At 72.0% G+C, this 14,639-nt stretch carries 11 protein-coding genes; 7 read left to right on the forward strand and 4 right to left on the reverse strand.

From position 1 onward, the window contains the following. Positions 1-314 precede the first annotated feature (314 nt). Together ACGF3A_RS42630 and ACGF3A_RS42635 are read left to right on the forward strand one after the other, a co-directional pair. On the forward strand, positions 315-1,103 hold the full coding sequence (locus ACGF3A_RS42630; protein ID WP_393736503.1) for an ABC transporter ATP-binding protein: 789 nt from the start codon (positions 315-317) through the stop codon (positions 1,101-1,103). Continuing rightward, positions 1,100-3,676, forward strand: a complete 2,577-nt coding sequence (locus ACGF3A_RS42635) for an ABC transporter permease (RefSeq protein ID WP_393736505.1) — start codon at positions 1,100-1,102, stop codon at positions 3,674-3,676. The genes ACGF3A_RS42630 and ACGF3A_RS42635 overlap by 4 nt, the downstream gene beginning before the upstream one ends. A gap of 72 nt (positions 3,677-3,748) precedes the next feature. On the opposite strand, the gene ACGF3A_RS42640 is transcribed toward ACGF3A_RS42635, so the two are convergent. Then, on the reverse strand, positions 3,749-4,321 hold the full coding sequence (locus tag ACGF3A_RS42640; protein ID WP_393736507.1) for a hypothetical protein: 573 nt from the start codon (positions 4,319-4,321) through the stop codon (positions 3,749-3,751). Positions 4,322-4,945: 624 nt separating this feature from the next. Here ACGF3A_RS42640 and mfd point away from each other — a divergent pair. The 4 genes from mfd to ACGF3A_RS42660 all read left to right on the forward strand — a co-directional run bounded on the left by mfd (position 4,946) and on the right by ACGF3A_RS42660 (position 10,833). Continuing rightward, entirely contained in the window at positions 4,946-8,515 is a 3,570-nt protein-coding gene (gene mfd / locus ACGF3A_RS42645) for a transcription-repair coupling factor (protein ID WP_393736509.1), read from the forward strand. Positions 8,516-8,646: 131 nt separating this feature from the next. Further along, a complete protein-coding gene (locus tag ACGF3A_RS42650) occupies positions 8,647-9,192 on the forward strand; it encodes a Uma2 family endonuclease (RefSeq protein WP_393736511.1) in 546 nt (181 codons plus the stop codon). Positions 9,193-9,277: 85 nt separating this feature from the next. Beyond that, positions 9,278-9,643, forward strand: coding sequence for a YciI family protein (locus ACGF3A_RS42655; protein WP_393736513.1), 366 nt, complete (start codon positions 9,278-9,280; stop codon positions 9,641-9,643). After that, positions 9,640-10,833, forward strand: a complete 1,194-nt coding sequence (locus ACGF3A_RS42660; RefSeq protein WP_393736668.1) for an RNA polymerase sigma factor — start codon at positions 9,640-9,642, stop codon at positions 10,831-10,833. Before ACGF3A_RS42655 ends, ACGF3A_RS42660 begins: the two co-directional genes overlap by 4 nt. Positions 10,834-11,282: 449 nt before the next feature. Here ACGF3A_RS42660 and ACGF3A_RS42665 read toward each other — a convergent pair whose 3' ends face one another. From ACGF3A_RS42665 to ACGF3A_RS42675, 3 genes are read right to left on the reverse strand one after another with little or no spacing between them, the layout of a single operon-like run. Beyond that, positions 11,283-11,636, reverse strand: coding sequence for a MerR family transcriptional regulator (locus ACGF3A_RS42665; RefSeq protein ID WP_393736515.1), 354 nt, complete (start codon positions 11,634-11,636; stop codon positions 11,283-11,285). Between the two features lie 10 nt (positions 11,637-11,646). Then, positions 11,647-12,408 (reverse strand): SDR family NAD(P)-dependent oxidoreductase, encoded by a 762-nt coding sequence (locus ACGF3A_RS42670; RefSeq protein WP_393736518.1) that lies wholly within the window; start codon positions 12,406-12,408, stop codon positions 11,647-11,649. Positions 12,409-12,443: 35 nt separating this feature from the next. Further along, positions 12,444-13,547 (reverse strand): acyltransferase family protein, encoded by a 1,104-nt coding sequence (locus ACGF3A_RS42675; protein WP_393736520.1) that lies wholly within the window; start codon positions 13,545-13,547, stop codon positions 12,444-12,446. 211 nt (positions 13,548-13,758) lie between these two features. Here ACGF3A_RS42675 and ACGF3A_RS42680 point away from each other — a divergent pair, with 211 nt between their 5' ends. After that, complete coding sequence (locus ACGF3A_RS42680; protein ID WP_393736670.1) at positions 13,759-14,547, forward strand: HNH endonuclease family protein; 789 nt, start codon at positions 13,759-13,761, stop codon at positions 14,545-14,547. Positions 14,548-14,639: the final 92 nt, after the last annotated feature.

Genomic DNA, 14,639 nt, shown 5'->3' on the forward strand with positions numbered 1-14,639 from the left:
GCGGCGCTCTCCGCTCGTCCGGATCCCCCATACGGCGGGCCCGGCGGCCCCCGCCACCCCTACGGGTAGGCCCCGACAAACACCGGGCCCGGCTTCCTTCCGGCGTACGACGCCGCCCGTGCTCGCGCTCCGTAGCGTGCTGCTACCTGGACGGATACGGGTTCCCGCAGCGGGACGGTGGGGTTAACACCACCGCGAAGACACTGACGTGCACCATCGTGGGCGGCCCCCGACTCCAGGAAGCTCAAGTACGCGAAGCCTTCCAGCACGCGACCTTCCACCGCAGGATCACCACACTGACGAGGAGTCAGGCCATGTCAACGGCTGTAGCGAACCCAAGGACCAGGGGCAATGGGGCAGTCACGGCCGTTGCCGCCGCCGCACGTCAGGTCGTCAAGGCGTACGGCTCCGGCGAGACCCGCGTCGTGGCGCTGGACCGCGTCGACGTGGACATCGCCCGGGGCGCGTTCACCGCGATCATGGGCCCGTCCGGGTCCGGCAAGTCGACCCTGATGCACTGCCTCGCCGGGCTCGACACGGTGAGCGAGGGGCAGATCTGGGTCGGCGACCAGGAGATCACCGGCCTCAAGGACAAGAAGCTGACGAAGCTGCGCCGGGACCGGATCGGCTTCATCTTCCAGGCGTTCAACCTGCTCCCGACGCTCAACGCGATCGAGAACATCACCCTGCCGATGGACATAGCGGGCCGTAAGCCGGACCGCGAGTGGACCGACCGCGTCATCCAGACCGTCGGCCTCGCCGACCGGCTCAAGCACCGGCCCAACCAGCTCTCCGGCGGCCAGCAGCAGCGCGTCGCCGTCGCCCGCGCCCTTGCCGCCCGGCCCGAGATCATCTTCGGCGACGAGCCGACGGGCAATCTCGACTCCCGCGCGGGCTCCGAGGTCCTCGGCTTCCTGCGGCGCTCCGTGGACGACCTGGGCCAGACGATCGTGATGGTCACGCACGACCCGGTCGCCGCCTCGTACGCGGACCGCGTGCTCTACCTCGCGGACGGCCGTCTCGTCGACGAGATGCACCGCCCGACCGCCGAGGCCGTCCTGGACCGGATGAAGCACTTCGACACCTTCGGGAGGGTGTCGTGACCGTCCTCAAGACCTCGATGCGCAGCTTCTTCGCGCACAAGGGACGCATGGCGCTCAGCGCCGTCGCCGTCCTGCTTTCCGTGGCGTTCGTCTGCGGGACGCTCGTCTTCACGGACACCATGAGCTCCACCTTCGACAAGCTGTTCGCCGCGACGTCCGCCGACGTCACCGTCTCCCCGAAGAACTCCAAGGGCTCGGACGAGACGCCCGAGACCGGCAAGCCCGAGTCGCTGCCCGCCTCCGCCGTGGCGCGCGTCGCCAAGGCCGAGGGCGTCAAGAGCGCCGAGGGCGGCGTCGTCAGCACCAGCGTCACCGTCGTCGACAAGGACAACGAGAACATGGGCTCCACCACCGGAGCCCCCACCATCGCGGGCAACTGGACCTCCAACGACCGCAAGTCGATGGACATCACCTCGGGCCACTCCCCGCGCGGGCCGACCGAGATGATGGTCGACGCCGACACCGCCGACAAGCACGGCCTCAAGATCGGTGACGAGCTGCGCACCATCGCCGTCACCGGCGACATCAAGGCGAAGATCACCGGCATCGCCACCTTCCGCGTCACCAACCCCGGCGCGGCCGTCGTCTACTTCGACACCCCGACCGCGCAGAGCAAGCTGCTCGGCGCCAAGGACCGCTTCACCCAGATCGCCGTCTCCGCCGACACCAACGTCACGCACGAGCTGCTGAAGAAGAACGTCGCCTCCGAGCTGGGCGCGGGCGCCTTCAAGTACCAGACCCAGAAGGAGGCCGCCGACGCCAGCCGCGCGGACATGGGCGGCTTCCTGGACGTCATGAAGTACGCCATGCTCGGCTTCGCCGGGATCGCGCTCCTCGTCGGCGTCTTCCTCATCGTCAACACCTTCTCGATGCTGGTCGCCCAGCGCACCCGCGAGATCGGCCTGATGCGGGCCATCGGCTCCAGCCGCAAGCAGGTCAACAGGTCCGTGCTGGTCGAGGCCCTGATGCTGGGCGTCCTCGGCTCGGTCCTCGGCGTCGGCGCGGGCGTCGGACTGGCCGTCGGCCTGATGAAGCTCATGGGCGGCATGGGCATCGAGCTCGACACCTCCGAGCTGACCGTCGCCTGGACCACCCCGGTCATCGGCCTCGTCCTCGGCATCGTCGTCACCGTCCTCGCCGCCTGGCTCCCGGCCCGCCGCGCGGGCAAGGTCTCGCCGATGGCCGCGCTGCGCGACGCGGGCACCCCGGCCGACGGCCGTACGGGCCTGGTGCGGGCCGTGCTCGGCGTGCTGCTCACGGGCGGCGGCGCCGCGGCCCTCTTCGGCGCCGCGCAGGCCGACAAGGCGGGCGACGGCTCGCTGCTGCTGGGCGGCGGCGTGCTGCTGACCCTCGTGGGCTTCGTCGTCATCGGCCCGGTGATCGCGGGCTTCTTCGTCCGCGCCCTCTCCCTGGTGGTGGCCCGCCCCTTCGGCCGCGTCGGCCGCCTCTCCGAGCGCAACGCGCTGCGCAACCCGCGCCGTACGGGCGCCACGGGCGCCGCCCTCATGGTCGGCCTCGCGCTGGTCGCCTCGCTCTCGGTCGTCGGCTCCTCGATGGTCGCCTCGGCCACGGACGAGCTGGACAAGTCCGTCGGCGCCGACTTCATCATCCAGTCCGACATGGGCCAGCCGATCACCCCGGCCGTCGAGAAGAAGGTCCGCGCCTCGAACGACCTGGAGTCGGTCACCGCCTACAAGAACGTCAAGGCCGACATCACGGCCCCCGACGGCAAGAAGACCGACACCGAGCTGTCCGCGACGCAGCCCTCGTACATGAAGGACCTGCGGCGCGAGACCTCCGCCGGCGACCTGGCCGACGCCTATGCCAAGGACTCCATGTCGGTCGGCACGGAGTTCGCCAAGGACCACAAGATCAAGGTCGGCGACCGGATGACCGTCGCCTTCGAGCACGGCCGGACCGCGAAGCTGCGGGTCGGCGCGATCACGAAGGACGACACGGCGGTCGACCAGGGCGCGATGTACGTGAACATCACGACCGTCAAGGCCCACGTCCCGGCCGACCGGATGCCGCTCAACTCGATCATGTTCGGCACCGCGAAGGAGGGGCAGGCGGATGCCGCGTACGAAGCCCTGAAGGCCGACCTCAAGCCGTACCCCCAGTTCAAGGTGCGCGACCAGGCCGACTTCAAGCAGACCCTCAAGGACCAGGTCGGGCAGCTGCTCAACATGGTCTACGGGCTGCTGGCCCTCGCCATCGTCGTCGCCGTCCTCGGCGTCGTGAACACCCTCGCCCTCTCCGTCGTCGAACGGACCCGCGAGATCGGCATGATGCGCGCGATCGGCCTCTCCCGCCGCCAGATGCGGCGCATGATCCGCCTGGAGTCGGTCGTCATAGCCCTCTTCGGCGCTCTCCTTGGCCTCGGCCTGGGCATGAGCTGGGGCGCCACGGCCCAGCAGCTCCTCGCCCTGGAGGGCCTGGGCGTCCTGGCCATCCCGTGGTCCACGATCCTCGCGGTCTTCGCGGGCTCGGCGGTCGTCGGCCTGATCGCGGCCCTGATCCCCGCGTTCCGGGCGGGCCGGATGAACGTACTGAACGCGATCGCCACGGAGTAGCGGTCGAACCGACGGGTGCGGGGCGTGGAGCGCGGGGGGCTCCATGCCCCGCACCTCCCGTTTCTCCCGTGGTCAGGACGGGGGAGGCGGGGTGCGCTGCATCCGGTCGGTCTTCCCGCCGCCCCAGTCGAACGTGAGCTTCCGGCCGCCCTCGCTGAGCACGGCCTTCCCGGGCTTCGACGACTCGTCGCAGCTCCCCGAGGTCACCGCCATGCCGCTGCTGATGGTGCCCGAGCAGGAGTCGCCGTTCGTCACGGCGGCGGTCCAGGACGTGCCGCGGACCGTGACCGTGATGGGCCTGCCCTTCGCGTCCCGGACCGTGTAGTACCAGGTGCCCTGGACGGACCCCGTGCCGGACGCGGGCCTGCTCGGCGCAGGGGCGGCGGTGCGGCTGGGGGTGGCCTTGCGGCTCGGCGTGGTCCGGCTCGGACTGGGGGAGACGGTGCGGCTGGGGCTCGCGGACGCGGACGGCGAGGCGCTCGTCGGACTCGAACTCGGACTCGCCTTCGGCGACGGGGTCTGCTTCTGGGCCGTCTTCTTGCTCTTGGGCCGCGCCTGCTCGCTGTCGCCGCCGTCGCCGTCACCGCTGTCGCTGGAGCAGCCGCTCAGTGCGAGTGCCAGGACGGCGAGGGACGCGGCGGTCATGGAGGTCGTGGTGCGCAATGGTCTGTGTCCCCGTTTTGCCTTGATTGAGTGATTCCCGTACGCCCGGCGCCCCCTCCGGAGCGAGGGAGTCTGCCACCGGGCCCTGGCGGGGGGACAGGTGTTCAGCGCTGGTACGCGGATAAGTTCCGCTGCACTCCAGGCCACCCCCCTTGGCCAGGGCTTCTGCATCCGGGCTGCCCCTCGCTGTCGCGTCGCAGCCCGCGCGTGCGTCGTGGCTCGGCGCGCAGTTCCCCGCGCCCCTGAAGCAGCCCCTCCGGGGCGCTCCAGCGCGCGAGGGTGCGCCCCGTCAGGGGCGCGGGGAACTGCGCGAGCGGCCACCGTGCACCCGCAGCCTGCGACGTCCGGTCAGGGGCACCCCGGGCGCAGCCCGGAATGCCGGGGGAGGCCAGGAGTGGCCTCAGGGGCGCGGGGAACTGCGCGGCCCGCCACAGTGGCGCGGTGGACTGCCAGGCACAGGCGGGGGCACCCCGGGCGCAGCCCGGATGCCGGGTGCAGGCGGAGAAGAGCGGGTGTCGGTGGGCCGTCGTACTCTGTCTGGGTACCCCCGGTCCGCCACGCGTGCCGGGCCCTTCGCGTTGCCCTCAGATGGAAGCCCAGGAGCCCATGAGCCTGCACGGTCTGCTCGATGCCGTCGTCAAGGACCCCGCGCTCGGCGAAGCCGTCAAGGCGGCGGCCGACGGGAACCGGCACCATGTCGACCTGGTCGGACCTCCCGCCGCGCGGCCCTTCGCCGTGGCGGCGCTCGCGCGCGAGGCGGGGCGGCCCGTGCTGGCCGTGACCGCGACGGGCCGCGAGGCCGAGGATCTGGCGGCGGCCCTGCGCTCGCTGCTGCCCGGCGAGGGGATCGCGGAGTTCCCCTCGTGGGAGACGCTGCCGCACGAGCGGCTGAGCCCGCGCAGCGACACCGTCGGCAGGCGGCTGGCCGTGCTGCGCAGGCTGGCGCACCCGGATCCGGGCGACCCGGCGACCGGGCCCGTCCAGGTCGTCGTCGCGCCGATCCGCTCCGTGCTGCAGCCGCAGGTGCAAGGGCTGGGGGACCTGAAGCCGGTCTCGCTCAGGCAGGGCGGGAGCGCCGATCTCGACGAGGTCGTGGACGCGCTGGCGGCAGCCGCGTACCAGCGCGTGGAGCTCGTGGAGAACCGGGGCGACTTCGCCGTGCGCGGCGGCATCCTCGATGTCTTCCCGCCGACCGAGGAGCACCCCCTTCGGGTGGAGTTCTGGGGCGACGACATCGAGGAGATCCGGTACTTCAAGGTCGCCGACCAGCGTTCCCTGGAGGTCGCCGAGCACGGGCTGTGGGCGCCGCCGTGCCGCGAGCTGCTGCTGACCGAGGACGTACGGGAGCGGGCCGCGGCCCTCGCGCGGGAGCACCCGGAGCTGGCCGAGATGCTCGACAAGATCGCGGAGGGCATCGCGGTCGAGGGCATGGAGTCCCTGGCCCCGGTGCTCGTGGACGAGATGGAGCTGCTGATCGACGTGCTGCCGAAGGGCAGCATGGCCGTGGTCTGCGACCCGGAGCGGGTGCGGACGCGCGCCGCCGACCTGGTGGCGACGAGTCAGGAGTTCCTCCAGGCGTCCTGGGCGGCCACGGCGGGCGGCGGCGCGGCCCCGATCGACGTGGGCGCGGCCTCGCTGCGCGGCATCGCGGACGTACGGGAGCACGCGGCCGAGCTCGGGATGATGTGGTGGTCCGTCAGCCAGTTCGCCGCGGACGCGGAGCTGAACAGCGGCGACGGCGAGGGCGACGACGGTGACGACACGCTGCAGCTCGGCCTGCACGCCCCCGAGACGTACCGCGGGGACACGGCGCGCGCGCTCGCCGACACCAAGGGCTGGCTCTCCGAGGGCTGGCGCTGCGTGTACGTCACGGAGGGCCACGGCCCCGCGGCCCGTACGGTCGAGGTGCTCGGCGGCGAGGGCGTCGCGGCGCGGCTCGCGGAGCAGGGCGCGCTGGAGGGCCCGATCGCCACGGGCCTGGTGAACGTGGCGTGCGGCTCGCTCGACAACGGCTTCCTGGCGCCCGAGCTGAAGATCGCCGTGCTGACCGAGACCGACCTGTCCGGGCAGAAGGCGGCGGGCAAGGACGCGGCGCGGATGCCCGCGCGGCGGCGCAAGACGATCGACCCGCTGACGCTGGAGCCCGGCGACTACATCGTCCACGAGCAGCACGGTGTCGGCCGTTACATCGAGATGGTGCAGCGCACGGTGCAGGGCGCCACCCGCGAGTACCTGCTCGTGGAGTACGCCCCGGCCAAGCGCGGCCAGCCCGGCGACCGGCTCTTCGTGCCGACCGACCAGCTGGAGCAGATCACCAAGTACGTGGGCGGCGAGCAGCCCACCCTGCACCGCCTCGGCGGCGCCGACTGGACGAAGACGAAGGCGCGCGCGAAGAAGGCCGTCAAGGAGATCGCCGCCGACCTGATCAAGCTCTACAGCGCCCGGATGGCGGCCCCGGGCCACGCCTTCGGCGCGGACACCCCCTGGCAGCGCGAGCTGGAGGACGCGTTCCCGTACGTGGAGACGCCGGACCAGCTCACCACCATCGGCGAGGTCAAGGAGGACATGGAGAAGTCGGTCCCGATGGACCGGCTGATCTGCGGCGACGTCGGTTACGGGAAGACGGAGATCGCGGTGCGCGCCGCCTTCAAGGCCGTGCAGGACGGCAAGCAGGTCGCCGTCCTCGTCCCCACCACGCTCCTGGTCCAGCAGCACTTCGGCACGTTCACGGAGCGGTACGGCCAGTTCCCGGTGAACGTCCGCGCGCTCTCCCGCTTCCAGTCCGACACCGAGTCGCGCGCGACCCTCGACGGGCTGCGCGACGGCACCGTCGACATCGTGATCGGCACGCACCGGCTCTTCTCCTCCGAGACCAAGTTCAAGGAGCTGGGCCTGGTCATCGTCGACGAGGAGCAGCGCTTCGGCGTCGAGCACAAGGAGCAGCTGAAGAAGCTGCGCGCCAATGTGGACGTGCTCACGATGTCCGCGACGCCGATCCCGCGCACCCTGGAGATGGCGGTCACCGGCATCCGCGAGATGTCGACGATCACCACGCCGCCGGAGGAGCGGCACCCGGTGCTGACGTTCGTCGGGCCGTACGAGGAGAAGCAGATCGGCGCCGCGATCCGCCGCGAGCTGCTCCGCGAGGGCCAGGTCTTCTACATCCACAACCGGGTCGAGTCCATCGACCGGGCGGCGGCGCGGCTGCGGCAGATCGTGCCGGAGGCCCGTATCTCCACGGCGCACGGCCAGATGTCCGAGCAGGCGCTCGAACAGGTCGTGGTCGACTTCTGGGAGAAGAAGTCGGACGTGCTGGTCTCCACGACGATCGTCGAGTCCGGCATCGACATCTCCAACGCGAACACGCTGATCGTCGAGCGCGGCGACAACTTCGGCCTCAGCCAGCTCCACCAGCTCCGCGGCCGGGTCGGACGAGGGAGGGAGCGCGGCTACGCGTACTTCCTCTACCCCCCGGAGAAGCCCCTGACGGAGACCGCCCACGAGCGCCTCGCCACCATCGCCCAGCACACCGAGATGGGCGCGGGCATGTACGTCGCGATGAAGGACCTGGAGATCCGCGGCGCGGGCAATCTCCTCGGCGGCGAGCAGTCCGGGCACATCGCGGGCGTCGGCTTCGACCTGTACGTCCGCATGGTCGGCGAGGCCGTGGCCGACTACCGCGCGGCCCTCGAATCCGGCGAGGCGGTCGAGGAGGCCCCGCTGGAGGTCAAGATCGAGCTCCCGGTCGACGCGCACGTCCCGCACGACTACGCGCCGGGGGAGCGCCTCCGCCTCCAGGCGTACCGCTCGATCGCCTCGGCGAACTCCGAGGAGGACATCGCCGCCGTCCGCGAGGAGCTGACCGACCGCTACGGCCCGCTGCCCGAGCCGGTGGAGAACCTGCTGCTGGTGGCGGCGCTGCGGATGCTCGCCCGCGCGGCCGGGGTCACGGACATCACCCTCCAGGGCAACAACATCCGCTTCTCCCCGGTCGAGCTGCGCGAGTCCCAGGAGCTCAGGCTGAAGCGCCTCTACCCCGGCGCCCTCATCAAGGCGGCCACCCACCAGGTCCTCGTCCCCCGCCCCAAGCCGAACGGCATCGGCGGCAAGCCCCTGGTGGGCCGGGAGCTGCTGGCCTGGGTGGGCGAGTTCCTGACGACGGTGCCGGGGGCGTAGTCACTGGCTAGTGTGAAGAACGCGGTTACCGGCACCGACTCCGTGTCGCCGTTCCTACGGTGGCGGCACCGAGCGGTAGGGAGGACCTCATGACGATGGCGGCTCCGGAACGAGACACGACAGAACGAGGCATGACCCCGCTGCGGAAGTCCGCCGAGGCGGCGGAGGAGGCCACGGGCTTCCACGCCGAGATCATTCGAGGGGTCCTTATGATGTCGCCGAGTCCCATGGGTAAGCACGCGCGGGTGGTCAGCGATGTGGAGCGTCAGCTCTTGCCGCAGCTGCCCGCCGAGCTGGATGCCTTTCAGATGGCCTCCGTCGGCCTGCCGAACGACCCGGACGACTACGCCATCCCCGACCTGCTCGTCTGCGACGCCTCCTTCGGCGACTCGGACGACTGGCTCACCGAACCCGGCAGCGTCGTCCTCGTCGTGGAAGTGGTCTCCAGGGGGAGCGTCACCAAGGACACCCGGGAAATGGTCGGCTGGTACGCCGAGGCCGACGTCCCCGCCTACCTGATGATCGACCCCCGCAAGGGCACCTGGGCGCTGCACACCCTCCCCAAGGACGGGGAGTACCGGGGACGGCTGGAGGGTGAGTACGGCGATGAGGTGCCGTTGGACCTGACGCTCCTCACGGCCACGATCCGCACGGAGAAATTTCCGCGGTACGCCTGAGGTCCGGACCCGTCAGCGTGTCGAAAAGGCGGGGTCCTGTTCGTGTAGAGGGTGAGAAGACACCCGTACGCACAGGGAGCACGCCATGAAGCAGTATCTGCTCAGCATCTACCAGCCCGTCACGGCCACCGAGGCCGAGCTCCCGTCGGAGGAGTTCCTCGCGCCGATCGTGGCGAACCTGGACGCGCTGAACAAGGAGATGCGGGAGGCCGGGGCCTGGGTCTTCGCCGCGGGGCTGCACCCGACGGCGACGGCCACGGTGGTGCGGTACAGGGACGACGAGGCGCTCGTCACCGACGGGCCGTACGTCGAGGGCAAGGAGCACCTGGGCGGGTTCACGGTCGTACGGGCGCCGGATCTGGACGCCGCGCTGGAGTGGGGCCGCAAGCTCGCGCGGGCGACGACGCTGCCCGTCGAGGTGCGGCCCATGGAGGACGGGGAGAGCTGCTGACCTCCCACGAGGAGATCGCCGGAGTCTTCCGCGAGGAGCACGGGCGCGCGGTCGCCGTCCTGGCCCGCCGCTTCGGCGACCTCGACGTCGCCGAGGAGGCCGTGCAGGACGCCTTCGCGGAGGCGCTGCGCCGCTGGCCGGAGGGCGGGCCGCCGCCGAGCCCCGCGGGGTGGATCCTCACCACCGCGCGCAACGCGGCGCTGGACCGGCTGCGCCGCGAGGCCAAGCGGGAGGACAAGCACGCGCAGGCGGCCCTGCTCCACGCCGCCGACGAGCCCCGCGAGGAGGGCGCCGTGCGCGACGACCGGCTCCGGCTGATCTTCACCTGCTGCCACCCCGCCCTGGCCGTGCCCGCGCGGGTCGCGCTCACGCTGAAGCTGCTCGGCGGGCTGAGCACCGCCGAGATCGCCCGCGCGTTCCTCGTGCCCGAGGCGACGATGGCGCAGCGCCTGGTGCGGGCCAAGCGGAAGATCCGGGACGCGGGGATCCCGTACCGGGTGCCGTACGAGGCGGACCTGCCGGAACGGCTGCGCGGTGTCCTCGCGGTGCTCTACCTGATCTTCAACCAGGGCCATCTGGAACGCCCCGACCTCGCCGCCGAGGCGATCCGGCTCGCCCGGCTGCTCGTCGCGCTGATGCCGGACGAGCCCGAGGCGACGGGGCTGCTCGCGCTGATGCTGCTCACGGAGTCCCGCCGCGCGGCCCGTACGGACGCGGACGGCGAGCTGATCCTGCTGGCCGACCAGGACCGTTCCCGCTGGGACCGGGCGCTGGTCGGAGAGGGGCAGGAACTGGTCCGCCGCTGCCTGCGCCGCGACCGGCCCGGGCCGTACCAGATCCAGGCCGCGATCAACGCCGTCCACAGCGATGCGCCGAGCGCCGCCGTGACGGACTGGGGCCAGATCGTCGCGCTCTACGACCAGCTCGCCGTCCATGACCCGGGCCCCGTCGTCGCCCTGCACCGCGCGGTGGCCGTCGCCGAGCGGGACGGTCCGGCGGCGGCCCTCCCCCTGGTCGAGGCCCTCGCCGCCGATCTCGACGGCTACCACGTCCTGCATGCCGCTCGCGCGGAGCTGCTGCGGCGTCTGGGCCGTACGGAGGAGTCCCGTGCCGCCTATGAGGCGGCCCTCGCCCGCACGGACTCCCCCGCCGAACGCGCGGCCCTACGCCGCTCCAGAGCCACCCTCTGACTCTCCGCCGGGCCTTGTCGGGCTGCACCCGGGGTGCCCCTGCCTGCGCATCGCAGCCCGCGGGTGCGTCGTGCCCGAGCGCGCAGTTCCCCGCGCCCCTGAGGGGGCGCTCCCCGACGCCCTCTGACTGTCTGCCGGGCTTCTGCATCCGGGGTGCCCCTGTTGCCCGTCGCAGTCTGCAGGTGCGTCGTGGCTTGTCGCGCAGTTCCCCGCGCCCCTGGCGGGGCTGCCCCGCCTGTGCGTGGCAGTCTGCCGCGCCGCTGTGGCGGGCCGCGCAGTTCCCCGCGCCCCTTCGGGGCGCATCCCGAAGCGCCCCGTGAAGCGCCCCGAAGGGGCTGCTTCAGGGGCGCGGGGAACTGCGCGACCGGCCACGACGCACCCGCAGGCTGCGACGCACGGGCAGGGGCAGCCCAGGTGCAGCCCCGATGCCGGGTGGGGAACGTGAGGCGTTACGGGGGAGAAGACGCCGCGAGGGCACTGGCCAGACGGTCACGTGCCGCGCACTGCGCGGCGATGCGCGCGTCGATCACGGCGAGCCGCTCGCGAGCGATCCGCAGGCCCTCCGGCGACGGCGGCGCCGTGGACATGTCGCCGTCGAGGCAGCCGTCGAAGGCGCGCGCGTCCTCCAGGGTGAGCCCGGCGTCCAGGAGGTGGCGGATGTTGCGCACGCGGGTGACGGCCGCCTCGCCGTACTCGCGGTAGCCGTTCGCGGCGCGGGACGAGACGATCAGGCCCTCGCGCTCGTAGTGCCGCAGAGCGCGCGGCGTCGTGCCGGTGGCTGCCGCGAGTTCGCCGATCTTCACCGGCCCATCGTCACCCGACCACGGCACCGCCGTCCACGGGCAGCACGGCGCCCGTGACGAACGACGCCTCCGGCGCGGCGAGCTGCCGGATCGCCCAGGCGACCTCCTCCGGGGTGCCGCGCCGGCCCATGGGGGTGTGCGCGATCTGCCAGGCGCGGATCTCCTCGATCTCCTCCTCGCTCAGCCCCCGGTTCTCGCCGATCGCGGTCCCGATGGCGCCGGGCGCGACGGCGTTGACCCGTATCCCGCGCGGCGCCAGCTCCACCGCCCAGCTCCGGGTGAGGAGTTCGAGGGCGGTCTTGGTGGCCGCGTAGAGCGAGTTGCCGGGCCAGGCGCGCTGGCCGACGGAGGTGCTGACGTTGACGACGGCGCCCCCTCCGTCCGCCTCCAGCGCGGGCAGCGCGGCCTGGGTGAGCAGCGCGGGCGCGAAGAGGTTGGTGTCGAACTGCGGGCGGATGCCGTCCGGGGCGAGCGCGCCGAGGGTCTGGCCGCCGACGATCCCGGCGTTGTTGACGAGCACGTCGAGCCGTCCGTACGTGTCGAGCACGGCGCCGACGATCCGCTCGGGCGCGCCGTCCGCGGTGATGTCGGCGGCGTACGGGCGGATGCCGGGGAGGCCCTCGGCGGTCTCGGCGAGCGGCCCCTCGCGGCGTCCGACGGCGAGGACGCGCGCCCCGTCGGCGGCGAACGCCCGTGCGGTGGCCCTGCCGATGCCGCTCCCGGCACCGGTGACGAGGACGACGGGACCCTGGGTGTGCTGTGCGGTGTTCATGGCCCCACCCTCGGACCCTGCCGCCAGCGTCAAGGTCAAGTGTCCTTGGGCGGGCCGGGGGAGATCAGCGCCAGCTCCAGCGTCTCCTCGTTCGGAGGGGCGGGTACCGACGGCGTGGGCGCGGGGACCCGGGGCAGCCCCGGCGGGGGCGCGCCGTGCCGTCCGTGCCGGCGCGCGTCCGCGTACAGCCACGGCAGCCGGGGCTGTACGAGGGGCCAGGCCACCTTCCGTACGGGCGGCGAGGCGAGCGCCGCCGACAGGACCGTGACGACGGCGAGCAGGGCGAGCTGCTCGTGCCAGGGGCCGACCTTGCCGAGGAAGTCGCCGTACGCGGTGAGCGGGCGCAGCATCAGCGGGTGCAGCAGGTAGATGTACAGGCCGCCCGCGCCCAGGTAGCTGATGACGGGGATCCGGCGGCGGGGCATGAGGCGGACGAAGGCCAGCGCGACGACGCCGCCGCCCGCCAGCACCACCGCGCGCACCACGAGGGGCGCCCAGGGCGGTCCCGGGGTGTCCATCTCCGCGTACGGGGTGCGCATCGCGAGCCAGGAGAGGTTGACGTCGTGCCGGAACACCCAGGCGGCCACGGCGGTCGCGGCCAGTACGCCGAGCGCCGCGTACCGGCTCCAGCGGGCCTCCAGCAGCGGTTCCTCCAGGCCGTTCCGCAGCTTCCAGCCCAGCAGGAAGAAGGGGAGGAAGCAGACGATGCGGGAGGCCGAGTACGCGTTGCCGAAGCTGCTCATCATGCCCACGGCCACCGCCGCCAGCCCCGCGGTCAGCAGCGGGAAGCGGAGCACCACCACGTACGGCAGCAGCATGCGCCAGACGAAGAGCGCGAAGAGGAACCACAGGCCCCAGGCCGGTTCGGTGACGAAGATCGACCACTTCTCGTACATCAGCCGCAGCTGCGCGGTGTGCAGCAGGCCGATCGCGAAGTAGGGGAGCAGCACCGACTCGCTGAGTCTGCGCAGCTCCCGCGCGGTGAGCGGGCCCGCGCTGCTGAAGTACCCGGCGAGCAGCACGAACACGGGTACGCGCAGCGCCCAGCTCGTCAGATAGAGCCAGCGCAGCCCGTCGATGTGGCCCAGCGGTTCGATGGTGTGGCCGATGACCACGAGGGTTCCGGAGAAGAACCGCACATTGTCCCAGCGTGGTTCGCGTACGCTCCCCGGCGCCAAGGCGCCCCCTTTCTCCGTGGTTCTCCGTCGTCCCCGTTTCGCCCAACGAGACGACTACCGCCCACCGGTACACAGGGGATGAGTCGGGAGTGAACACTCGGTGCTCCCGGGCCGATGAGATCCTTTTCCGGTACACCTCGAACGAGCCGGAACGGATCCTCACTTGTCGCACATACGTACACGCGCTGCCGCACTCACCGCCGTCTCCGTCGTGACGTTCGCCCTGAGCGGCTGCGAGGGACTGACGGGCGGCACGGACGGCGAGGCGAAGCCGTCGCAGGGATCCGGGTCCGAGTCTGGGTCCGGGTCCGGATCCGGGTCCGGCTCCGGACGGGCCGTCAGTCCGCTCGACAACCCGGACGGCACCAAGCCGGGCCTCGCGGCGCTCACTTCGGACGGCGACCGGGCCGAGGCGCGCACCCTCATCGGCAAGCTGCCCACCAAGGGCCGCGGGCCGAGGACGGGGTACGAGCGGAACAAGTTCGGCTACGCGTGGATGGACACGGCCGACGGCGTGCCGTTGGCCCGTAACGGCTGCGACACCCGCAACGACCTGCTGGCCCGCGACGGCGAGAAGCTGCGCCACCGCTCCGGCTCGGACTGCGTCGTGGAGTCGATGACCCTCGACGACCCGTACACCGGCAAGCGCATCTCCTGGACGAAGCGGCGCGCCATCGCCGTACAGATCGACCACGTCGTGCCGCTCTCGTACAACTGGCAGATGGGCGCGGCCCGCTGGCCCGAGGAGAAGCGCAAGCAGATAGCGAACGACCCGCTGAACCTGCTCCCGTCCGACGGCCCCGCCAACGCCTCCAAGGGCGACTCGGGCCCCGCCTCCTGGCTGCCGCCGAACAAGAGGATCCGCTGCGCGTACGTGGTCCGCTTCGCGCAGGTCGCGAAGAAGTACGGCCTTCCGGTGACGGCGCCGGACAAGAAGACGATGCTCGCGCAGTGCGGCTGAGGGGCCGGTGAGTGGGAGCGGCACTCAACTGCTCCCGAATCGTTGGTCGATTTGGCGTCGAAGCGGTGGTCAAGGCCGCCCGCGACTCCATA

Source organism: Streptomyces sp. NPDC048172 (assembly GCF_043202595.1).
GTDB lineage: Bacteria > Actinomycetota > Actinomycetes > Streptomycetales > Streptomycetaceae > Streptomyces.